This is a genomic window from Leptolyngbya sp. FACHB-261 (assembly GCF_014696065.1).
In the GTDB taxonomy this organism is placed as follows: Bacteria; Cyanobacteriota; Cyanobacteriia; order FACHB-261; family FACHB-261; genus FACHB-261.
In genome coordinates this window covers 787,516-809,066 of the sequence record NZ_JACJPL010000031.1, presented here as the reverse complement: position 1 = coordinate 809,066, position 21,551 = coordinate 787,516, and the positions used below count along the sequence as shown (strand labels likewise).

General features: G+C 49.8%; 20 protein-coding genes. 7 read left to right on the top strand and 13 right to left on the bottom strand.

What is annotated here, in order from left to right:
• Positions 1 to 9 precede the first annotated feature (9 nt).
• A complete protein-coding gene (hutG, locus tag H6F94_RS28870; protein WP_190805704.1) occupies positions 10 to 834 on the top strand; it encodes an N-formylglutamate deformylase in 825 nt (274 codons plus the stop codon).
• On the opposite strand, the gene hutI is transcribed toward hutG, so the two are convergent.
• Positions 782 to 2,032 carry an imidazolonepropionase gene (gene hutI / locus H6F94_RS28865; protein WP_242041451.1) on the bottom strand — a complete coding sequence of 417 codons (1,251 nt, stop codon included), beginning with the start codon at positions 2,030 to 2,032 and terminating at the stop codon, positions 782 to 784. The two genes, hutG and hutI, sit on opposite strands and share 53 nt — an antisense overlap.
• Before the next feature lie 24 nt (positions 2,033 to 2,056).
• Between hutI and H6F94_RS28860 the strand changes: the two genes are divergently transcribed.
• Positions 2,057 to 3,430, top strand: a complete 1,374-nt coding sequence (locus H6F94_RS28860; RefSeq protein WP_190805703.1) for a formimidoylglutamate deiminase — start codon at positions 2,057 to 2,059, stop codon at positions 3,428 to 3,430.
• A 228-nt stretch (positions 3,431 to 3,658) separates the two neighbouring features.
• Positions 3,659 to 4,660, top strand: coding sequence for an ornithine cyclodeaminase family protein (locus tag H6F94_RS28855; RefSeq protein ID WP_190805702.1), 1,002 nt, complete (start codon positions 3,659 to 3,661; stop codon positions 4,658 to 4,660).
• 191 nt (positions 4,661 to 4,851) lie between these two features.
• On the opposite strand, the gene H6F94_RS28850 is transcribed toward H6F94_RS28855, so the two are convergent.
• Positions 4,852 to 5,112 (bottom strand): hypothetical protein, encoded by a 261-nt coding sequence (locus H6F94_RS28850; RefSeq protein WP_190805701.1) that lies wholly within the window; start codon positions 5,110 to 5,112, stop codon positions 4,852 to 4,854.
• 69 nt (positions 5,113 to 5,181) lie between these two features.
• On the opposite strand from H6F94_RS28850, the gene fabG reads away from it, so the two are divergent.
• From fabG to fabF, 3 genes are all read left to right on the top strand, one after another.
• Entirely contained in the window at positions 5,182 to 5,925 is a 744-nt protein-coding gene (gene fabG / locus H6F94_RS28845; RefSeq protein ID WP_190805700.1) for a 3-oxoacyl-[acyl-carrier-protein] reductase, read from the top strand.
• Between the two features lie 70 nt (positions 5,926 to 5,995).
• A complete protein-coding gene (gene acpP, locus H6F94_RS28840) occupies positions 5,996 to 6,238 on the top strand; it encodes an acyl carrier protein (protein ID WP_190805699.1) in 243 nt (80 codons plus the stop codon).
• Positions 6,239 to 6,283: 45 nt separating this feature from the next.
• Positions 6,284 to 7,558, top strand: a complete 1,275-nt coding sequence (fabF, locus tag H6F94_RS28835) for a beta-ketoacyl-ACP synthase II (protein ID WP_190805698.1) — start codon at positions 6,284 to 6,286, stop codon at positions 7,556 to 7,558.
• 124 nt (positions 7,559 to 7,682) lie between these two features.
• Here fabF and H6F94_RS28830 read toward each other — a convergent pair whose 3' ends face one another.
• The gene (locus H6F94_RS28830; protein ID WP_190805697.1) at positions 7,683 to 9,497 is read right to left on the bottom strand and encodes a polysaccharide deacetylase family protein; all 1,815 of its coding nucleotides are present in this window, start codon (positions 9,495 to 9,497) and stop codon (positions 7,683 to 7,685) included.
• 778 nt (positions 9,498 to 10,275) lie between these two features.
• On the opposite strand from H6F94_RS28830, the gene H6F94_RS28825 reads away from it, so the two are divergent.
• Positions 10,276 to 11,322: a hemerythrin domain-containing protein gene (locus H6F94_RS28825; protein WP_190805696.1), complete on the top strand. Its 1,047-nt coding sequence runs from the start codon at positions 10,276 to 10,278 to the stop codon at positions 11,320 to 11,322.
• 227 nt (positions 11,323 to 11,549) lie between these two features.
• On the opposite strand, the gene H6F94_RS28820 is transcribed toward H6F94_RS28825, so the two are convergent.
• From H6F94_RS28820 to H6F94_RS28775, 10 genes are all read right to left on the bottom strand, one after another.
• Positions 11,550 to 12,656 carry a hypothetical protein gene (locus H6F94_RS28820; RefSeq protein WP_190805695.1) on the bottom strand — a complete coding sequence of 369 codons (1,107 nt, stop codon included), beginning with the start codon at positions 12,654 to 12,656 and terminating at the stop codon, positions 11,550 to 11,552.
• A gap of 105 nt (positions 12,657 to 12,761) precedes the next feature.
• Positions 12,762 to 13,256: an organic hydroperoxide resistance protein gene (locus tag H6F94_RS28815; protein WP_190805694.1), complete on the bottom strand. Its 495-nt coding sequence runs from the start codon at positions 13,254 to 13,256 to the stop codon at positions 12,762 to 12,764.
• Positions 13,257 to 13,619: 363 nt separating this feature from the next.
• Positions 13,620 to 14,663: a pentapeptide repeat-containing protein gene (locus tag H6F94_RS28810; protein ID WP_190805693.1), complete on the bottom strand. Its 1,044-nt coding sequence runs from the start codon at positions 14,661 to 14,663 to the stop codon at positions 13,620 to 13,622.
• 138 nt (positions 14,664 to 14,801) lie between these two features.
• Positions 14,802 to 16,082 carry a hypothetical protein gene (locus H6F94_RS28805; protein ID WP_190805692.1) on the bottom strand — a complete coding sequence of 427 codons (1,281 nt, stop codon included), beginning with the start codon at positions 16,080 to 16,082 and terminating at the stop codon, positions 14,802 to 14,804.
• Between the two features lie 343 nt (positions 16,083 to 16,425).
• On the bottom strand, positions 16,426 to 17,151 hold the full coding sequence (locus tag H6F94_RS28800) for a hypothetical protein (protein WP_190805691.1): 726 nt from the start codon (positions 17,149 to 17,151) through the stop codon (positions 16,426 to 16,428).
• A gap of 109 nt (positions 17,152 to 17,260) precedes the next feature.
• The gene (locus tag H6F94_RS28795) at positions 17,261 to 17,491 is read right to left on the bottom strand and encodes a DUF1902 domain-containing protein (protein ID WP_190805690.1); all 231 of its coding nucleotides are present in this window, start codon (positions 17,489 to 17,491) and stop codon (positions 17,261 to 17,263) included.
• Positions 17,492 to 17,587: 96 nt separating this feature from the next.
• Positions 17,588 to 18,022, bottom strand: coding sequence for a hypothetical protein (locus H6F94_RS28790; protein ID WP_190805689.1), 435 nt, complete (start codon positions 18,020 to 18,022; stop codon positions 17,588 to 17,590).
• 177 nt (positions 18,023 to 18,199) lie between these two features.
• Positions 18,200 to 18,370: a DUF433 domain-containing protein gene (locus tag H6F94_RS32680; RefSeq protein WP_242041450.1), complete on the bottom strand. Its 171-nt coding sequence runs from the start codon at positions 18,368 to 18,370 to the stop codon at positions 18,200 to 18,202.
• A 75-nt stretch (positions 18,371 to 18,445) separates the two neighbouring features.
• The gene (locus tag H6F94_RS28780; RefSeq protein WP_190805688.1) at positions 18,446 to 19,987 is read right to left on the bottom strand and encodes a hypothetical protein; all 1,542 of its coding nucleotides are present in this window, start codon (positions 19,985 to 19,987) and stop codon (positions 18,446 to 18,448) included.
• Between the two features lie 308 nt (positions 19,988 to 20,295).
• Positions 20,296 to 20,808 (bottom strand): DUF4760 domain-containing protein, encoded by a 513-nt coding sequence (locus H6F94_RS28775; RefSeq protein ID WP_190805687.1) that lies wholly within the window; start codon positions 20,806 to 20,808, stop codon positions 20,296 to 20,298.
• Positions 20,809 to 21,551: the final 743 nt, after the last annotated feature.

Genomic DNA, 21,551 nt, shown 5'->3' with positions numbered 1-21,551 from the left:
TATACACAGATGGAAATTTACCGATTTCATAAAGGAACAACACCTTTACTGATCAGCATGCCGCACGTCGGCACTTTCGTGCCCAATCATATTGAGGAGCGGCTGACGAAACAAGCTCGCGTTCTACCCGATACAGATTGGCATATTGCCCGCCTGTATGACTTTGCTGCCGACTTGGGGGTCAGCTTGATTGCGGCTAACTACTCACGCTATGTCGTTGATCTTAATCGCCCTCCCGACAACACCCCCCTCTATCCTGGCGCTGCCAATACGGAACTTTGCCCGACTACTCTGTTCGACGGTTCTCCAATCTATAGCGAGGGCGAATTGCCAGATTCAGAGGAAATCCGTGAGCGTCGGGAGCAATATTGGCAACCCTATCACAACCAAATTCAAACCGAATTATCGCGTCTCAAAACTACACATGGAGTGGCATTGTTATGGGATGCCCATTCAATTTGCTCTCATGTGCCTCGCTTATTTGCGGGTCGCTTACCAGACCTTAGCTTGGGTACGAATAGTGGTTTAAGTGCGGCACCGGAATTGGCCAAGCGTTTGCTGGCGATTGCTGAGTCAGCAGACGATTACACCGCTGTGCTCGATGGTCGTTTTAAGGGTGGTTATATCACGCGTCATTACGGTCGCCCCGACGCAGGCATTCATGCAGTCCAATTGGAATTGGTTTGGGCAACTTACATGCAAGAAGTTGCACCCTTTTCGTTTGAGGAAGAACGGGCAGCTAGCATCAGACCGGTGTTGCGTCGGCTTCTAGAATCGGCCCTCAATTGGGCTGAGGAAACTCAGCCGGTGGCAGTGCCGGAAAGCCTGCTTTAATCACGTTTAGGCAGGGATTGCCGCCGATGCTATAGGCCAATTCCGCGGGCTGCTCGATATCCCAAAGCACGAAGTCGGCTGCCTGACCCACTGCCAGAGTCCCTCGCTGCTCAGCTAGCCCTAAAGCCAGAGCTGCGTTGCGGGTCATGCCTGTCAATGCCTCCTCGGGAGTCAGCTGGAACAGCGTGCAGGCCATATTCAACATCAACAGTGGAGACGTGGTGGGGGAACTGCCCGGATTGCAGTCTGTAGCGATGGCCATAGGCACGCCATGCTGACGAAATTGCGCCACCGGCGGTAGTTGGGTCTCCCGCAAAAAGTAAAACGCGCCCGGTAGCAGAACGGCTACGGTGCCTGCCGACGCCATTGCGGCCACGCCTTCGACTGAGGTGTATTCCAGATGCTCGGCGGACAGAGCCCGAAACTGGGCTGCCAGGGCCGCACCGCCCAAATCTGAGAGCTGATCGGCATGCAGTTTCACGGGCAAACCCCAGCGCTGGGCCGCTTCGAAGACGCGGACGGTTTGAGCTGGTGAGAAGCCAATCCCCTCGCAAAAGGCATCGACCGCATCCACCAAGCCCTCCTGAGCAACGACCGGCAAAACCTCGGCGCACACAAAATCAATGTAAGCGTCACTGCGGCCCTCAAATTCTACGGGCAGCGCGTGAGCGCCGAGGAAGGTCGTGCGAATCGTAACTGGCTGATGCTCCGCCAAAGACCGGGCCACCCGCAGCATCTTGACCTCGGTTTCCAGATCCAGGCCGTAGCCAGACTTGATCTCAACGGTGGTGACGCCCTGACTACGCAAGGCCCTGAGCCTGCGCTCGGCGGTAGCGGTTAGAAGCTCTGGGCTGGCCTCTCGGGTTGCGGCAACAGTTGAGCGAATGCCACCTCCGGCCCGAGCGATCTCTTCATAGCTAGCGCCTTGCAGGCGTAGCTCGAACTCTCGGGCTCGATTACCCGCATAGACTAGGTGCGTGTGGCAGTCGATGAGACCCGGCGTGATCCAGCAGCCTCCAGCCTCGAAAACTGCATCGGCAAGGGTTTCAGGCGAGCCGGGCAGCTCGGTCCGCTTGCCAACCCAGGCGATCGTGCCCGCCTTGACCCCAATGGCTCCATCTTGGATGAGACCATAGGGCCGTCCTGCCTGCATGGTCGCCAGTTGTGCGTTTAACCAAATTGCATCCCACTTGCTCAAGACCCTGCGCTCCAGAGGCGTTCTATGTTTAGTGTGCTGGCTCCCTACGCACTGCTGCCGGATGGTTGGGCGCCTCAGGTGCGTTTAGAGATCGATGACAAGGGTTTGATCTCAGCCGTGACTTCTAATGCGCAAACCGGCGAGGGGGAACGGCTGGCCGGTTCGGTTTTGCCAGGGATGCCCAATCTGCACTCCCACAGCTTTCAGCGGGCGATGGCGGGTCTGACCGAGCGAGGAGCAACAGGAGAGGATAGCTTCTGGACTTGGCGACAGTTGATGTACGACTTTGTGGATCGGCTGACGCCGGAGCAATTGGAAGCGATTGCGGCCCAACTCTATGTTGAGCTGCTCAAGGCCGGTTACACGGCAGTCGGCGAGTTTCACTACCTGCACCATGACCCCACGGGTGCTGCCTATGCCCAACGCAGTGAACTCGCTAGCCGAGTGATTGGAGCGGCCCAAACCACAGGTATCGGTCTGACACTGCTGCCGGTTCTCTACAGTTACAGCGGCTTCGGGGGAATAGACCCGGCTCCCAAGCAGCGACGGTTTCTCAATGACGCTGAAAGTTTCTTGAGCTTGTGGGACGAACTGGCGAAAACCTGCGCGGATGATCCTCAACTCCGCTTGGGGGTTGCCCCGCACTCGTTGCGGGCAGTGGCACCGGAGCTATTGCAGGAGGTGCTAGCTGCGATTGACAGCCGCGATGCCAAAGCGCCGATCCATATCCATGTGGCCGAGCAGATGCAGGAAGTTAATGACTGCATCGCCTGGAGCGGCTTGCGGCCCGTGGAGTGGTTGCTGAATCACATGCCCCTCTCGCCTCGCTGGTGCCTGGTGCATGCGACTCACATGAGCCCAGACGAGACGGCGCGTTTGGCTGCTAGTGGCGCTGTGGTTGGACTATGCCCGACCACGGAAGCCAATCTGGGCGACGGTCTGTTTCCCGCTGTTGACTTTCTGCGGCAGGGAGGCCAGATCGGCATCGGCTCGGATAGTCATATCTCCGTCAACCCGATTGAGGAGTTGCGCTGGTTGGAGTACGGCCAGCGCCTGCTTCACCAACGTCGCAATCTCCTATGCAGCGCTGAGATCCCTTCGGTTGGCGAGTTTCTGTATCGGCGGGCGTTAGCCGGTGGCACTCAAGCGCTCCAGCGGCCAATTGGTAAGCTGGCTCCCGGCTGTCGGGCTGACCTGGTCGTCCTCAACTCCGAGCATCCGGCTTTACTCGGTCGTGATCAAACGCAGCTCCTAGATGGCCTGATCTTCTCCGGCGATAACCGCTGCGTGCGCGATGTCATGGTCGGTGGCCGCTGGGTAGTTCAAGGAGGTCGGCATGTGCTAGAGGAGCCCATCCAGGCTTGCTATGGCGCTGTTCTGGCAGAGCTTTTGAGTTGAGACTGGTTATGAATCAGCGGCCAGGCTTTAGAACTCGTGGGCGAGTCTTTGATCCTCGTCAATGAGATTTAACATCTCGCGCACGAGTCCTCAATTCTCATTCACGAGCCTCGGAAACTGGACGATGAGTCTTTACAGTCCGTGCAAGAGCAGCAGAACCTGACGCCTGCGGTGGGGGAACTGATGAGCCACAAAACATTTTTACCGAACCACTCCTAAAACAACTCAATGGATCCCATTTACTTCACCTACCTCAATGGCCTCGATGTCAGTGCTCTCGCTCTGACCAATGACGAAATCCTGGCCGCAGTCGAGGAGGGGCTACGGGCGCAAGGCGCTGGTGAAACTGTCATTGAGCCCCGTGTGCATCTGGAGCCGGATCCCGCTTTTCAGGGACATTTCAATATTCTGCGAGGCTACATTGCGCCGCTTCAACTGGCTGGCGTCAAGATTGTCGGCGACTACGTGGAGAACTACCAGCGCGGCCTGCCCTCGGAGATGGCGCTGCTGAATCTGTTCGATCCGCGAACGGGAATACCCGTTGCCCTGCTTGATGCCACGGCGATTACCGAGATGCGAACGGGCGCTGTGACTGCGATTGGCGCTAAATATCTGGCTCGACGCAACAGTCGCGTGCTCGCCCACATCGGCGCAAGGGGCACCGCTTACTGGAACGTTCGTTTGCTCGACCACCTCTTTGACTTCTCGACAATCCGGGTCCATTCGCGCCGTCCCGAGAGCCGAGACTCGTTTGCCGCTCGCTTATCCGAAGATCTAGGCAAGCCAGTGATCGCCACCGATGACTGGGAGTCCTGCGTGCGCGGGGCCGACATCGTAGTCGAGGCCTCCCGCTTGAACGCCCCCACACCACTCCTAAAAAGCGAATGGATCCAGCCCGGTGCCTTCGTGGCGCCCTATGGCACGATGAGCGCGGTCGAACTGTCGCTAACTGATCTCATGAGCAAAATCGTGGTTGATGACTGGGGCCAGTGTAAACAGGGCAAGTTCGGCTCTCTGCGTGCCCATGTCGAGACAGGCCGCTTAAGCGAACAGACTCTTTACGCTGAACTGGGCGAGATTGTGACAGGCCACAAAGCCGGTCGGACCAGCGACGTCGAAACGATCCTGCTGTGGCATCGCGGCTTATCGACCAGTGATATTGCTCTAGGTCACGCTCTGCTGACTAAAGCTCGAGCAATGGGCATTGGTCAGCAATTGCGATTTGCCTGAGGACGCTTCATGGAGCATGGCATTGCCATGCCCCTACAAGTCCCAACTAAGTAAGTCCCAACCAAGTCAGGCCCCCAAGTCTCAACAGGTGTACTGCTGTTTAGGCTTTGACTACGCGACAAGGCTGGCAAGCTTGGGTTCGCGATGTTGGGCTGGCAAGCTTGGGCTTTCAATGTCAGGGCTGCCAATATTTAAGACTGCCGATTGACTTCAGCTTGGAGCCACTCGTCAACGGGTTGCCCGTCGCGGCGGCGTAGCTCAATGCGCACCTGGATTGGGGAGGAGGCACCTGGCGGGGCAACTTCTTGATGGAACAGAATTTCGTAGTCTGAGGGGTTGTGGTTGTGTTCACGTAGCCAGGCTTCCACCCGAGGCGGAGCGAAGAAAGACTGGCCTTGCTCGAACATGCGCGTGATTTGCATCTGAAGCGAAAACGGATTGAGGCGTCCCATCGCTCTGCTGTCCCCACTGACTGCTACATTTATTGTCTGCTGCTCAGGCTAGCCGAGGACAGAAAGCGTGTGAAAGCTTTACAGGATCAAGTTGCCATTGTCACAGGGGCATCGCGGGGTATCGGTCGGGCGATTGCCTTAGCCTTCGCCGCCGAGGGAGCCAAAGTTGCCATCAACTATGCCCGTTCCGGTGAAGCGGCTGAGGCGCTGGTGCAAGAACTTCAGCAAGCCGGAGGCGATGGCTTAGCCGTCCAAGCCGATGTCTCGAAAGTCGACCAAGTGGATACCCTATTTGCAACCGTGGCGGAGAAATGGGGCCAATTGGACGTGCTAGTCAACAACGCCGGCATCACCCGCGATGGCCTGCTGATGCGCATGAAGCCCGAAGACTGGCAAGCGGTGATCGACCTCAACTTGACCGGCGTGTTTCTCTGTACGCGGGCAGCGACTAAGCCCATGGTTAAACAGCGTCGTGGTCGCATCATCAACATCGCCTCAGTGGCAGGACAAATGGGCAACCCTGGTCAGGCCAACTACAGCGCGGCTAAAGCAGGCGTGATCGGTTTCACGAAAACGGTTGCCAAGGAGCTTTCCAGCCGTGGCATTACGGCCAACGCTGTAGCCCCCGGTTTCATCGCCACTGATATGACTGCCGACCTCAAGAACACCGAGGAAATCCTCAAATTCATTCCCCTCGGCCGCTATGGTGAGGCTGCTGAAGTGGCCGGTATGGTGCGCTTTTTGGCCGCTGATCCGGCAGCTGCTTATATTACCGGCCAAGTGTTTAATGTGGACGGTGGCATGGTCATGTGAGTGTGCCCCTTTCAGATAAGATTGGAAGGATGTCTACTACTGAACAGTTTTCAAGGAGCTAACAGTCCCCATGAGTGAGACGTACGAAAAAGTCAAGAAAATCGTGGCTGAACAACTGGGTGTCGATCCGGCCGAAGTCAAGCCGGAAGCCAGTTTCGCCAACGACTTGGGGGCTGACTCCTTAGACACCGTAGAGCTGGTTATGGCCCTAGAAGAAGAATTTGAACTGGAAATTCCTGACGAAGATGCAGAAGGGATTGCTACCGTTCAAAGCGCAGTAGATTACATCGATAAAAAGAAAGCTGCGGCCTGATCCTGCTTCGATTGAATTTCTTTTAAGGTTCTTGCAAGCCGATCCATGTCTAACCTCGATTTGTCCGAGCGAAGCTCCGTGTTGAAGCGTGTTGTTGTTACGGGTATGGGAGCCATCACTCCCCTAGGCAATACCCTGGCAGACTACTGGACGGGCTTGATGGCAGGCCGCAATGGTATTGGTTTGATCACCCAATTTGACACCTCTCGTCACGACTGCCGAATCGCGGGTGAGGTCAAGGGCTTCAATCCCCAAGACCACATGGCTGCCAAAGAGGCCAAGCGCATGGATCGCTTTGCGCAATTTGCAATTGCCGCAAGCAAGCAAGCTTTAGCAGATGCCCAATTGGAGATCACGGACCTGAATGCTGAGCAGGTCGGCGTCATCATCGGGACTGGCATCGGCGGCCTGAAGGTGCTGGAAGACCAGCACGAAGTGCTGATGAACCGTGGCCCAGACCGTTGCAGCCCCTTCATGGTCCCCATGATGATCGCGAATATGGCTGCCGGTCTGACTGCCATTCACACCGGAGCCAAAGGCCCTAATTCCTGCCCAGTCACCGCCTGCGCCGCAGGTTCCAATGCCGTAGGTGATGCCTTCCGCTTTGTGCAGCGGGGTTTGGCCCAAGCCATGATCTGTGGCGGTACAGAAGCGGCGATCACTCCCTTAGCCGTGGCAGGCTTTGCCTCAGCTCGCACGCTCTCTACGCGTAACGATGACCCTGCCCACGCCAGTCGGCCCTTTGATCGAGACCGTGACGGTTTCGTCTTAGGTGAAGGCTCAGGCATCCTGATTCTTGAAGAACTGGAGCATGCGCTCAGTCGGGGCGCCGAAATCTACGCTGAAATCTTGGGCTACGGCGTTACCTGCGATGCCTACCACATGACCTCGCCCACGCCGGGTGGGGATGGGGCAGCCCGCGCAATCCAGATGGCGCTGAAGGATGCAGGCATCACCCCAGATCAGGTGAGCTATATCAACGCCCACGGCACCAGCACGCCTGTGAATGACCCCACGGAAACCTTAGCCATTAAAAAAGCGCTCGGTGACCATGCCCACCGCATAACGGTGAGTTCCACCAAGTCGATGACCGGGCACCTGCTGGGCGGCTCCGGCGGCATCGAAGCGGTGGCAACGGCAATGGCTGTGGCCAATGACCGCGTCCCCCCCACGATCAACCTGGAAAACCCTGATGAAGGTTGCGACTTGGACTACGTGCCCAACGTCAGTCGTGAACAGCTTGTAGATGTAGCGCTTTCTAATTCTTTCGGCTTCGGTGGTCACAACGTCACGCTGGTGTTCCGCAAGCACGCAAGCTAAGGGCACAGGACAGAAAGGACACGGGATAGGTGGTAAGTGGGTGGGGAGACCCCACCCCTACCAGACTGTACTAAAGCCACATAAAGTAAGGGCGAGGTTTCCTCGCCCTTACTTTGTCTTGTCCCTACTGACGGTTGATGCTGCTGGTTGTGCTGGTTGTATTCAGTGGGGCGCAGTTGGCAAGCGTTGGCTGCGTCTGGTCAGACAGAGTGACCGCGTGGGGGACCGGACGAGGCAGATAACTCACCAGTGACTCGTTGCGGTAGGCCAAGGAGGTACTCGCTCCAGAGTCGAGCATCACCGCTTCGCGCAAGCCCGCTGCTGCAAGGGCCCGTCCCAAGGCAACCGCGTCAACTCGGTCATGGCTCACGCCGACCACCGGTTGCCCCTGCTCGTTAATGCCCCAAAAGGCTCGCTGCCGCATGGCGTCGAAGCCGTAGAGGTCACGGAAGCTGCTGGAGGGCTGACCCACTCCTGCTTTTACTAACCAAGCAGCAGCGACAAAAGCATCGGTGACATCTGGCATCTCGGCCTGAATCCCCTCCAGGCTGTTGTGCTTTTGACCGTTAAAGGGCACATACCGTACACTGCGAGGGCCAATCAGCACCAGAGGCCGCCCGCCCATCTTCTTCAAATCGTTGATGGAGTCTGGGATGAATTGCCCAGTGTTCTGACTGAGCACAGGACCAATCATTTGATTGGAATCGATGTGTTCTAGAGAGAAAAAACCACCATCCACAGCGGCCGTCGCTCCCGATTGCGCCAGGATGTCAGCGACTTGATAACGAGTGTCGGCATGGAAGGTGCGAGGGCGTCCACCGCTAATCAGAGTTAGGGCAAGTCCATCCGAGTCAACATTGTTGACCGCGACCGGTGTATTGAAGGTGATGCCGCCGCTCGGCAAGCTGAAGGGCGGTCCTGCCCAAGCTTGAGGTAGGACTTCTCTGAGGCGAGACTGACCGAAACGTTGAATTGCTAGGAGCGTCGTGGAATTGCCGGCAAAGGTCTCCTCCTCTTCGTCATTGCTCATGGTCAGCGCTGCTTGGAAGCCTGCTGCGGCTACTTGCGCGACCACTCGCTCATCGTGGTGCCCTGCCGGGTAGGCAAAGTAGGGAATAGGCAGGCCCAATTCCTGCTCTAGGCGTTGCTTAGAGGTCAGAATCTCCGCCTGGAGTTGCGCGTCGTCCAGCTTGGTGAGGTCTTCGGGGTGAGAGACGGAGTGAGCGACGATCGTGGCCAAACCACTGTTGGCGATCTCGCGTAGCTGGTCCCAGGTGATGTGGGCGCGACCGGGGACGGCCTTACCTGCTGCATCAGCCTGAGTTTGCTTGTCCAGGGCACCGATATAAACCGCGAAAGTCGCTGGGTAGTTGTAGCGCTTCAGCAGGGGCAAGACAAACTTGTAGTGGCCTGCATAGCCGTCGTCAAAGCTCAACAGCACCGGTTTGGGCGGTAAAGGTACGCCAAAACGCAGGTTAAGCACCAGACGGGTCATGCTGATCGGCGTTGCGCCTGCTTCTCGGATTTCTTCTAACCGAGCTTCGAATTGCTCTGGCGTGACATCAAAGAAGACTTCAGGCTGATCCGTGATGTCGTGATACATCAGAACTGGCACACGGGCCATGCGGGCGCTCTCGGCAATTCCAGGCCAGGGTGCCAGGTTGCGGTTGAGACGTTCCCATAGTCCCATTGCTGTGCTGATCTGTTGGTCTAAACCCCGCGCCAGCTCCGAGGGCAGCATGGCCAGGTTGCCGCCTGACTTCTGCTCGGTTTCAGAGGCGTTGACGACGGTGCCGGTCGGGCAAAGTTCTGCTGATGGTAAGGGCGTTTGTGCCAGAAGTGGGGCTGCCTGGAGCAGGCTGCTCAAAGTGAAACCACCCAGCGTGGCCCACCGTCTAACCGTTCTACTGAGGCGGGACTCACACCACATTTTGTTCATGCTTCGTACCTCCTCACACACATTACCAGCACCATAGAGCTTTGACTGGGCAGGTGCCAGTTTGCTCTAATACCTGAGTGGGGTGTTGATTTGAAAAAGTTTTATCAACGTCTTCCCCTCTGGGTTTCCGACTTTGTCCGCTGTCTGCCGCTCCGCTGAAGCAACGGTCCCAGCAGGGCACTATCCTCAGCTCAGAGTGAGGTTTCCTCCCCCACTTCTACTGGCGTCACTTCTCCTGCCCGGACATTGCCCGGACAACTGAAACCTGAACAAAGTGCTGGGCTGCCCAGTAGTGATTTAGGCAGATACAGACTGCCCCATAGGCCTTAAACCCCAGTGTCACTAGCCCTTGAAATTAAAGCTTGTTTCTGATGCAGTCTACTTTATAGGGCTATATACAGAACTAGGATTCCAACGAGTAAGGCATTAAAACTCGTATTTTGTCCTGTAGCTTGCTCAATAAGGCAGTGATAACAGAGCTCTTAAGGTTTTAGCTAAGGCACTTCTGCTAGAGGCTTATTGATTAGTTCTAAAGCAATGCCGTAACGCACTTGCCAACGACAGACAGGTCAGAACATAAAACTGGCTCTCAAACCAGGGGCTCTGTAACGCTTGGCCATCACAACTGCGCTCTACTATAGGTCTTCCTCGGCGGCTAGCTGCCTGTGGGCTCAATCAAAACATCTAACTTTGGTCGGGTGGACGAGAACGGGTTCACCGCCAGGATCAAGGTATTCAAGCATTTTTGTCACTTTACTTCTTTGTAGGAGCATCCAGCATGGCTACAACACTAGACGATACCAAACGGCTTGCCATCGGCGAGAGATTGGCAGATCTTAAGGCTTTTCAAAATTTGATTATCTCGAATGATCAAAAGCTCATCGACGTCTGCCCTTACGACGATGTCCGTGAGCGTCTTCAGAACATGCTTGAGGATGACCGCAAAAACCTAGGCATTATAGAGACCGTGATCGTTCAATACGGCATTCAATCTGAACCTAGTGCTGCGACCAACATATTTATTCCGCAGTTCGAGCAGATGATGTCGGGCGATGAGTTTACGTTCTACCAGAAACTCATGCATCACGAACTGATGAAGCATGGTCAGGCGATGAGTGGAATCATGATCCACAAAGCCGCTCAGGTAGTAGGGGCTGATATTGAAGTGGCGATTACGCCTTTGAATACGGTCAACTTCGAGGGCCGTGCTCACCAAGAACAGCTCAAGGGTGTGCTGGAACAGGTGGGTGTCCGTGAGATGACCGGCAAAGAAGCCAAGCAAGGGCTTTGGGCGCGCGTGCAGGATGCAGTTGCTGCCCTGTCGGGTGTTGCGGGTAGCGTGATTACCCAGAACACAGACAAGCAGGACATGAACATTCAGACCCTGATCCGGCTGGACCACAACAAGGTGAATACCATCTTCACCGAAATCGGAGCGACGAAAGATCCTCAGAAGCTCCAAGAGTATTTCAGCCAGCTTTACAAAGATCTATTGGTCCATGCCCAGGCTGAAGAAGAAGTTGTCTACCCGAAAGTTCGCCCGTTCTACGGCGAGGGGGACACGCAAGAGCTGTACGATGAGCAAGCCGAAATGAAGCGGATGCTTGACGAGATCAAGGCAATTGACCCTGCTTCAGCGGACGAGTTCAGATCTAAGGTCAAGGATCTTATGGAAATGGTGGGTGACCACATCCGCCAGGAGGAAAGCACGATGTTCGCGTCAATCGATAAGAATTGCAGCAGCGAGCAGAAAGAGCAAATGGCTAGCGAGTTCAAAGCGGCCAAGAGCAAGCTCCAGCAAGAAGTGGCAACTGCTAATCGATAACAGTCGGCTTGTGTCTGCACCATGAGCTGCATGATGGGGAGTTGAGATCAGTTTTAGAGGCGTTAGATATAACTGCTGAAAGCGAAGTTTTCTATCTTCCCATCAAGCCAAGCCCGGTAGTTTCCTGAACTATCGGGCTTGGCTTGTGAGGGTGTAAATGAGAGCATAAAGCTATTTTTTCTGACTAATTCTAGGTGGTCACTCCTCTGTTCATTCTGGATTCTGAATTAGCCAATCTCAATGCCCCACTTTTTGAGCAGAATTCCTATTAGCTTTGGTAGTAGAGGTAGGAGAGGGCTAGGCACAGTCAGCAGAAACCGGCGGAAAGTTTGAACATCGAAGGGCCACACGGGAAATTCGTCAGTCAGGGTGTAGAAAGCACGAAGCTCCTTAATTTTCTCGCTACCCTTCTTAAGAACCTCTGCGTCTCCGGTCAGGCTGGTATGAATCTGAGAGTAATCCGCTTGAAACTGTCGAGCAATCTTGTGTAAGAGATCTTCCTTCGCTTTTCTCATTCCCCTATGGGCCGCTAGTAGAGGGCCATAGAAACAGGCGATTGATAAAGCAATGTGGAGTGGGATGATGAGATGGACAAACCAATAAACCCGATCAACTCCTTGACTGATGAACTGATATTCAATGAGCCCAACCATTATGCCTAAAACAGCAGCTAAATATGCAGTCTTTAGGGAATAGTCACTTAGTGGTTGAAGCCCACCGCAACGGTCTGGATGCAGAGGATTGATATTAAGCTGTTTTTCTTGGAGGATACGATGCAGAACCCGGAGATTAGTAATAAGGTTCAAGACCAGCACAGCGCCCGTGTACACTACGGCAAATGTGGCAATGGTGACAGCCAAATTTGGCAGGAGTCCGGAACCATACCAATTATTTTTTAAGCTAGATTGGGTGACGAAAACGAAGGTACTGTAACCAACTGCAGTAGCCAAGGCCAGAAGCTTGCGCCATTTTTGGTGGTAGAAGCTGAAAATAATCTGATCAATTTCTGATTGATCGGTTTCCACCACATCAGATGCTTCAAGCTCCTGAACAACATGGTCAATGGCTTGAAAACTCCACAAATAATATCCCGAAACCACTGGATTGATGAACAGGATCCAAAACCAGGGAAACCAGTCTTGAAGTAAGCCTACCTGCCCTGGCTTGGACCATAAGGTGTTGCTCACCCAAGCTGCAATTAAATAAAGCCCCGCGACGAGCACGATTGAAAGTAGCCCAAGACTGAAGGGAGAGAGATGTAGCTTTTCAATCAGCAAATAGGCAACAGGTTCAGAGCGATAGAGGCTGCGCTTCTGCAACGATTTTTGATTCATCGCATCAATAGATAAGACATAGAATTAGTTGCCACTATCTCGCAGCTGCTCTGTTGACTCACTTGTTGCTCTGGTATGGGACCGATAGTATAACCCACAGGCAAATCAAACTACGGTCACCTGCACATCGACATTGCCACGAATCGCTTTTGAGTAGGGGCAAAGCTGGTGCGCTTGAGCAACTGCCTGCTCGGCTTTCGCGTGGTCTGCACCCGGAATCTCGACTGTTAACTTAGCCGCAAGCATATAGCCACCGTCTGTAGGATCTCTGCCAATCGTTACAGAGCAGGTGACAGTTGCTTTAGAGGCATCAACGCCTGCTTTTCTAGAAACTAGGGCAAGTGCGCCATGAAAACAGGCTGCATAGCCAGCTGCAAACAGTTGTTCGGGATTCGTTCCTTGGCCGTGTCCCCCTAGCTCAGCTGGAAATGCTAAGTTCAGATCTAGTAGCCCATCAGAACTGCGGGCGTGACTGGATAGTCGGGCGTGTCCCTCTGGCCCAGGGGTTACTGTAACTACAGCTGTATACAGAGGTTGCATCGTGGCTCCCTCGTATTGTTGCCCTAGTTCTTGGAGCAGTTTCTCAGTATTAGAGGTCATGGCTCATACCTTTTCATTTCTGTGAACAGCTGAGCAGCAGTCTCTGTCATTTTATAGTTGCTGGCAAGTGGTACTGGTTCAGCGCCAGAAATTTTGGCATCGGTCAATACCAGGGCGATGAATTCTGTTGAGTCGAGTCTTTGCCTGCTCTGCTAAGGATGAAGGCAACTAGCAGGGATTGCCCTTACAAACTCTATGCTTTTAAAGGGCAGCATCCTGCTCTGAATCCGCAACTGCAGTGCTTATGGTAAGCGCAATACAAATACTGCCTGCGATGTAACATTATACCTGTGGAGAAGGCAAAGATCATGAATGCAGAGCTATGCGTTCATCTGCTTCAGATCGCTGATAATGGGCTCTAACCTATGGGTTTAGTCCTAGCTTCTTACGGAAGTTATCATCGTATATTGCTTGTTCCCAGTTCTGAGCCGATTTAATTTGCTCTACGGTTATGTGTTCTGCATTTTCAAAGTTCGTCTCTCGAATGTTTGCGTTGTCGAGGATTGCGTCAAAAAGATTGGCTTCCCGTAAGTCAGCTTTGGAAAGATCCGCTCCTTGAAAATTAACGTTTCTAGCCTTAACTTCCTGAAGATTAGCTTCTCGGAGATTAGCCTCTTTAAGGTTTGAGCCATCAAGTGTTGCTCTTTCGAGGTCAGCCGCATCTAAGTCGGCTTTCTCAAGATCGGCGTCCCATAGAAGGGCTTTGGTTAAGGGAGCGTTTTTGAGAGAAACTTCAGGAGCTATCTTAAATGCTCCTGCCTCTTCAGGATTAAACCCTGCTGGAAATATGGTTCTCTCATCATATACAGCTTGTTTAAAAATGGTTCTTGTTCCAGCAATCCCGAGATCAGCATCATAAAAGTTGGTTCCGAACAGCCTTGCTCTTGCAAAATTGGCTCTGCGTAGGCTGCTTTGACTAAAATCAGCTCCACTAAGATTGGCGTATCTAAACTTGCAAAGACTGAGATCTATCCTGGAAAGCTTGATGCCGTCTTCTAAGTTCGCTCCTGAAAGATCGACATTGCGCATTTTGATTGGGTTGCCTTTCTCGTCATGCTCTTGTGCTAAGTTCTCAAGCGCTATTGTCAAGGCATAACTGGTGAAGCGTCCATCAGGTGAAGATTCCCTAGCTGCGTTTGCTGCGTCAATTGCTTTCCAATACTCGAATTGTCTTCGCTTTGCTTCTTCTGCCGCTCTTTCCTCCCACTTTGGGATTTCTCTTAAAAAGGCAATGATAGCGATCAGTAAGCCGAGTTTGCTGAGAGAGTCGAGAACCTTGATAAAGGCTGCTTTCTCTAACCAGGTGGCAAGCTGAGTAGAGAATAGTAGTGTTGCCAATAGAAGAATAACAATCGTAAGCCAAACCCCCCACTCCTTAAGTAGAGTCTCGAAGAGTAGGGATTTCAAGCTTCTTCGTTTGGGGCGTCTGTCAGCCATCTTGTCAGTTCAGAACTATCGACCCTATTATCATGATGTATAGTCAACCAAAGGATGCAGAGTTACTTACGATGAGTGAGCTTTAGAGCTGAAATTGCTTAATCAACCTCACTGGAATGAAGAACCGGAAATCTTAGGGTGTTCTTCCCAACTGAACTCCTCCTGGATACGACTTGCGAATTTATTACAAGCTTCGGGCAAAGAAAATAACATCAAAGCATACAAATCACTCTTGTATAGTATGCCTTCAGTAGGATTAGGGTGACCTATTTCCCTAAACAAATCACTGAGTCGTATTGATTGACGAGAGTGGACATCGAAGGTTGAAGGGTCTTCGCCGGAAAAGCGAATATACCAATCGCAGTCTGCTAGAGTTTTTAAATGAATCACTGTCTTCTCGTTGATTTTTACGGTGTCTTTAACGGTACTTTCTGGTTTTTGCTCAAAAATTTTTCTGAAGTCATCTAAGCCATCCTTCCAGGCGACTTCTTCCGGAAGGAATGCAAGCTCTGCTTTAGGATTTAATCTCAACTCAATTCCTTTAGCAAGGCTGCGTTGCAAGAGAGCGTACTGGTAGACAATCTCTGGTATTTCTACACCAAGAGTATAAAGGCTACGACCATTGCAAAGAGCATATGCTTCTCTCTGGATTTGCTTCTTCAGTTTATTGAGAGCCTTGTCAGCAGAAGCCATATATTTTCCCCCCTTAGCCTCAAACGCATCGGCCTTTGCTCTAACACTGAAAAATAATGCTACCACTAGTGGTAGTCTTTCAGGCTTACCCATACTAACTTGATCAAGTTCAGCTAGCAGCCATGCCTCTAACTTCTCTGCTCTATCAATTAATCGATCCGCTTCTGATAGATCGGGTAGGTGGTCAATAAAACGTTTATAGACTTCCATTAGCTCATAAGTATTAGCATAGAATTCCTTTCTTCGCCTGCGCGCTTCTACCCCTTGAATTTCCCGGACTATTTGTTGAAAATCTGAACGCATCTCCTCACGAAGAATGTTCATTTGCTGAGACAAGCCATATTGGCTGCTGACCAAAACTTCAAGGGTGCGTTGATGAGCATTGAGAGCGTTTTGAATGCTTCCAAAATATGCCCGAATCTGCTCATGATTTTGATCTAACTTTTTCTGAGTTTTCTGCAATTGGAAGGCGTTATAAACGCCAACACCCAAATTAAGTACACCAAGCGCAAGACTAGCAATTGAAAGCATGTTTATATCAAGTAGCTGAGAGGGAGATGTAAAGCCACCAGATGGTTGAATACATGGAACAGTCTGACCAGTTGGAATATAACGTGTATTGTAAGTACCTGCTTGGCCAATAAACGTCTCGTAATCTGATATATTGCCACCTTTAAATGGATAAGGTCTTGCCATAAGTCGTTCTCCAAATAAGCTGAGGTAGCAGTTATAACGGCAGCTGAATTGCCAAAAGCGCGTTTTGTTCAGATTCCACTGCTATAATTTATAGAGTTCCCAAAAATTCAAAGCAAGACGACAGGGCCTTGGTGCCAGCCAGTAAAGCCGTGACTGTGGTATTCAAGATTCATTTACAGGTACCAGCTTGCCTTTTGAGCAAGGCCCCCAAACTAGTCGTTTATGTAGCGCCGTTTGTTCGGAGATCTATCAAATCAAGTTGTGGCAGCTTAGTGTCTTCTGATTTCTATCGATCTTCTCTGTAATCCAGTATTTAGGTTTTGTTCTATCGTCGCATTCATCTTTAGTCCCATTTGGGACCGAACTCTTCTGGCATCTCCACAACTATGCCGTTTGAGACAAGGAACTTTTTAATGTCATCTAGAGCAACAAGAGTGTTTTCAATGCTGGCCTCGAACTTGCCTTGATTAACCTCGTTCAAAAAACAGAATAGTTGAGTGTAATAGTCTCGGAAGTCTTGGTCTCTCAATAGTTTTTGACAAAAGCTAGAAAAGGTGACGGGCCTATTTGTTTCTTCTTGGATTAGCTGTTCCCCAATTCCGTTTACATAGTTGAACCATAGGATGCTTTTGTTTGAGGAGATGCTTTGTTTGAAGCTTTCAGTTTTCAGTAAAAATTGAGCGGTTAGTGACCTTTGGCCGAATTGTAAGAAGACTGCGTCTCGCTCATAAAGGGCAATCCAGCAAGCGACCGTCGCTATCATATACGCGGCAGAGGTAATATAGTTTCCTTCGCTGGTTGTAAACCACTGTAGTGATTCGGCGTCTTGGGGTGATGCTGCAAGAGTAGCTCGTGGGCTATGCATTTTCTTTTTGATATAGAACAAACGGTAATGGAGGTCATGGCAAGCTCGCCAAAGAGGTTTGCTGTAGAGGAGTATTTTTTTTCGAGCTTCAACTGATTCGGCTAGACGAGGAGCAAGAAAGTAGTTTTCAAAAACTCTCAATCCTGCTGCTACTAGTCCACCTCCTATTGCTCCTGAGACGAGATTGAAGATCTCACCAGCCATATATTCCTATGGTTTTTTAAATTCTAAGTATTATACGCTTCAGCGATGGTGAACAGTCTACTTAGCCGTTTGACAATTTCTCGATATTTGAGACCTGCCGGCTGCCCCATCAAACCCCCAGAATCAGCGGGTAGTCAAATGAATCTTCGATGTTGGTAAGGCTGACTGTACTTTGGCGCTCGGTTTGAGCTCCAATTAGCTTTTTCGCGACATCACGAGGAATTTCAATGGTTTCAGCAACGATACGTCCTTGCGCAACCAAGCCTGGAATATCGTCTGAGGTAGCCAGGTAGACTCCTTCAGGCAGTTTCTCGATGTGTAGTTTGGCGATTTGTTCCATAATCACTTCTCGATTTTTCTAAACGGTGGCCTTCTTACTGGTACGAGTAGGTGTACACAGCTTACCTCGTCCACAATGACTTGCCTCCCAACCAGCCTATATTGTTACGAACATGAGAAGAATTAATGTGATCTCTATGCATATATACAATAAGAATACAGAGAAGAAATACTGTGTCCAAAAATCTTTTCTCGGAGAGGACTTGAATATATTTTCAAGCTCGCCACTCAGGCTTGAACCTTGATCTAGATAGTATTGTTTGAAGTGCTTCTGGATGCTGCTCGATCTTTCAACGTGACTTAGTTGAACTTTTCTATACCGAAAATCAAAGTAGGCAAAAAATGTGATGGCAGCAATTCCAATGCCCAGAAAGCGCTTGTCGTGTTGCTGAATGGCAAAACCAATGAGGGCTGAAACTAGAGTTATAGCCCAACCTTTTATGGTGAAGCTAGTAACATCAAGAGCGCTAATCCTGTTTTGGTCAATCTCAAGGAGCTTGAGTAGTATCTCGTATTCTCTATCATTCTCCATCAATTATTTTTCCTAAATATCAGGTGGGCAGCCTCTTGACACTGAATTACGGCACTGATTTTATCAGGTTAAGTTTCTGCATAGAGCCAAGCGTTTGCAATCACTGGCAGTGAGGCTGGGATAGTCTCCGAGCAAGTCAGCTTCGCTGGCTCCCTGTTGATGCAGGCTGACCAGTAGTCAGACAGGAATGCGGGTTTGACGGATACAGGCATCACCCCCCATCACTCCTGGTGTTTTTTCAATACCGATCCGGGTTCCACTCAGGCTGGCAACCAAGATTTGGATCGCCTGAGCTTTTTCGGCGGAGGATAGGGCAAGTAGCTGGTTTTGAAGTTGTTGAAGAGTCATGCAGTTAACCACTCTTTCATCAAGGATAGTCTGCTGCACTCATTACCAGTTTATTTAAGTTGATCTAGATAAAACTTAAAAAATAGAAATATCATTTAAGTGCTCATAATTATGTCCCTTGTTGTCGGCTCGTACAGGAGGATAGGTACTTTGTTTCGAGAGAATTAAATCTGACCAATTATTGAGGCTTCTATCAGAAGTCCAATGCTCAAATTCATGTAAGGAATGTACAAGTGGTGGCATATTCAACCCTACACTAGAGCAATAATCAGTTTGCCTTACCATCCCCTCAAACACTGTGGATGCAGCAACACTGTCATAGAAAGTCATAATGAGAGGAATCACTGGCTTGTCATAGAGATTGAGAGCTTCTACTGTTGTACCAATTTGCTCAGATGCAGAGTGAATACGGCACCAAAGATCCGCAAGTTTATCAGCCTGGAAATAAGCACTTGTATCAGAAGACATAACACTACTTTTGCATTCTATTACAATATAGGAGTTTGAGGTTTTAATGAGAAAATCAGCACGCTTATCTTTACTAGAACTAGGATTTTTGACTTCAGTAATTCTCTCAAAAGAGTTAGGACAAATAAAAGGGAATAGTACATTTTCAAGATAATGTTCAAATGCGCGACTTAATAATTGTTCTGGTTTTCTTCTATGGCTGCCCTTAAAAACAAAACCTCTCACTTGATTCCAACAGGACTCAGTAAAAGAAAAAGGATCTGGCAAACAGAATTCTTCATTACTCAATTCAACAAAGGGAATCTCCAGAAAATGGTTGAAAAAAAACGGCTGATAGTAGTCAGGAACACTATTAAGAGTTCCGCTGGTCTTGCTACGGAATGAAGTATCAGTTTGCGCAGAGAAAAGTGCACTATTTTGTTTGATAAATACTTTTAGGCTCTCTGAAGTAACATCCAATTTCTGAAGTTCGCCATCCATATTAGAAAGCTGAGAAAAATTACAAAATCCTTTTCTGTCAGAAAACCGGTTAAACAAAACCAAACAGGCTAAAAACTGCCTAAAGTAACTTATTGGGTTCAAGCCTGTATGATTTGGAGAAACAGCTGAAAACTCTTTGTTAGATAGATTGTCCAATACCTCAATTAGTTTGATTGTTCGATTTATGCGAGAAACTGGAGACCCAAAGCCTGCATTTTGGAAAGCCACTAAACGTTGTACGAATAAACCAGTTATATGAGAACGAATTACTTCTAAATCCAAAATATTACTCAGCTTCAATGACCAGTTGCGTACTTTATTCTCATTGTCGATTTCCCAGCGTAGGATGGAGCTTGATAGAACCTTCAATTCTTCCCTGAGAAGATGAGTGTCTGAAATAGTATGCCCACCCCAGTTATAGTAAGTATTAATCAAATTATCAAACGTCCGAATACTAATATTCTCGCGTCGATAGGGATTACCGGCGCTAGCTAGTAACATGAGCCGGATAGCAAGATTGCGTTCTGTATTGCCCTTCAACCAATCTAAGGGATTTGAGTATTGAGTTTCCCACTTTTGCCAACATCTTTTAGCCCCAGTCTCTAAGACTGAAGTTGAATTGTAGCGGCGAATAAACTCACGTAACTCAGAGAAGTTTTTGAAATTCATGTTTAATGTTAGAGATCTCTTTTTTTGTTCAAAGTTTCAATGTATAAGTTGGCCTGCAAACGATCTACTGTAAAAACTTTTACAGTGGATATACGATAAAAGTAGGAAACATCCTGACGCCTCTGTTCTGCTCTCATCTACCAAGAAGTGAAGCTGTATAACGGATCTATCTACCGAGCACAGATTGCCTTTGCCAACTGATAGCGACATGAATGTTCTGGTGCAGTGGCTTATATCAAACTGCATTCTTTAGGTAGGTAAAACAATGAGGTCTGCATACAACCACCAGGGAGTAACTTTAGAAATTCCTACATAAAATTTCCCTGCCTGTAATTCTGTAAGTCATCTAAAGCATTTGCAGTCCATTTAGAGAGTTCGGTTTTATTTGCGTGAGTATCAAGCCACTTCTTTAGCCAAAAAATCTGCTTTCGAGATGGGGAAAAATAATTTTTTTCATCTGCGAGTAGCTGGTTTTCAAAGCAAACGATGTACCACCAAGTGAATATTTCACCGAATAGTTCTGGAATCAGATCAGGATTAACCTGATTATATTTGATTGCAAGTGACAAACGCCGATAGAAGTTTATTAACTGCCATAAGTAACGTGATTTTTCAGGATCTTTCTTGTATATCTCACCCAATGTATCGTGAGGATTTCCCTTGATGAGCTGGTCTGCACTCATTCTCGATTCATGCATGACATCACTGTCAAATTCGCGGTGTAGATCAAACGTCGTTTGTAGCCTATTCCAATGGGCAGTTGTGAACCAAGTTATAAGTCCTCCTACAATGGTTCCGATGAGTACGCCTAAAATTTCCATGATTTGTAGTTTCACTAATTTGTATGAAGCCTGGCTTCACTGCCTAGAGTGTTTAATCATTGAACCGTCTAGTCTTTTCACAAACTCCGATCATAAATAATCTCGCAATTTCATTGACTTTGGAAACTAATGAGCAACCTCACAATAGCTTCCTTCTTGAAACCCAATTGGCTAGCTCCATTATTAGAGTAGCTCTCTTTTAGTCTGCTATTCTCTAGTCCACCATCTTGTATGACTTTTTTAAGCTAGTTTCTGATTTTGACAACTAGATCAACTAGACCATTCCTGCGCAGGCTATTTGTATATTAACCCTTGGCTAAGGCAACAATTAGGAAGCTCAGCATTTGTTAAAACTGCTTGACTAAGTTGAGGATACATCTTATTCCTATCGTACCGAGTAAAGAAATGTTCAGCAAATTCATTACTACATTATGTTTCGCAGGTTCGCAGGTAATACTTAAAAACATGGACCGTGTGAGTATTTGTATTTGATAAACACACGAATTCCCTCTTTCTCTATCAGGTGGAAGGAGCTGATAACAGAGGTCAGTACACTTGAACACCTGAGTGCTGTTCCTTGTTCTTATCTTTCGGCAGTGAGTAGAGTTCATCCTAGGATAGCCACTGGTTCCCGCAGTCGGTAGACCAAAACAATTTTTCTTTGCCTACTTGACTCCAGCGGCAAGTCCCTGGTAATTTCCAACTCAGGCAACTGGCCCCTAGGCGTCCCCCAGGGTCTTATA

Bases quoted from the DNA above. Each gene is read 5' to 3' on its own strand.
- H6F94_RS28815 (WP_190805694.1), bottom strand. From the start codon at position 13,256: ATGACCTCTAATACTGAGAAACTGCTCCAAGAACTAGGGCAACAATAC.
- H6F94_RS28860 (WP_190805703.1), top strand. From the start codon at position 2,057: ATGTTTAGTGTGCTGGCTCCCTACGCACTGCTGCCGGATGGTTGGGCG.
- H6F94_RS28800 (WP_190805691.1), bottom strand. From the start codon at position 17,151: ATGGCTGGTGAGATCTTCAATCTCGTCTCAGGAGCAATAGGAGGTGGA.
- H6F94_RS28805 (WP_190805692.1), bottom strand. From the start codon at position 16,082: ATGGCAAGACCTTATCCATTTAAAGGTGGCAATATATCAGATTACGAG.
- H6F94_RS28775 (WP_190805687.1), bottom strand. From the start codon at position 20,808: ATGGAAATTTTAGGCGTACTCATCGGAACCATTGTAGGAGGACTTATA.
- H6F94_RS28825 (WP_190805696.1), top strand. From the start codon at position 10,276: ATGGCTACAACACTAGACGATACCAAACGGCTTGCCATCGGCGAGAGA.
- H6F94_RS28780 (WP_190805688.1), bottom strand. From the start codon at position 19,987: ATGAATTTCAAAAACTTCTCTGAGTTACGTGAGTTTATTCGCCGCTAC.
- H6F94_RS32680 (WP_242041450.1), bottom strand. From the start codon at position 18,370: ATGACTCTTCAACAACTTCAAAACCAGCTACTTGCCCTATCCTCCGCC.
- H6F94_RS28790 (WP_190805689.1), bottom strand. From the start codon at position 18,022: ATGGAGAATGATAGAGAATACGAGATACTACTCAAGCTCCTTGAGATT.
- acpP (WP_190805699.1), top strand. From the start codon at position 5,996: ATGAGTGAGACGTACGAAAAAGTCAAGAAAATCGTGGCTGAACAACTG.
- hutG (WP_190805704.1), top strand. From the start codon at position 10: ATGGAAATTTACCGATTTCATAAAGGAACAACACCTTTACTGATCAGC.
- H6F94_RS28850 (WP_190805701.1), bottom strand. From the start codon at position 5,112: ATGGGACGCCTCAATCCGTTTTCGCTTCAGATGCAAATCACGCGCATG.
- H6F94_RS28830 (WP_190805697.1), bottom strand. From the start codon at position 9,497: ATGAACAAAATGTGGTGTGAGTCCCGCCTCAGTAGAACGGTTAGACGG.
- H6F94_RS28855 (WP_190805702.1), top strand. From the start codon at position 3,659: ATGGATCCCATTTACTTCACCTACCTCAATGGCCTCGATGTCAGTGCT.
- H6F94_RS28795 (WP_190805690.1), bottom strand. From the start codon at position 17,491: ATGGAACAAATCGCCAAACTACACATCGAGAAACTGCCTGAAGGAGTC.
- H6F94_RS28820 (WP_190805695.1), bottom strand. From the start codon at position 12,656: ATGAATCAAAAATCGTTGCAGAAGCGCAGCCTCTATCGCTCTGAACCT.
- fabF (WP_190805698.1), top strand. From the start codon at position 6,284: ATGTCTAACCTCGATTTGTCCGAGCGAAGCTCCGTGTTGAAGCGTGTT.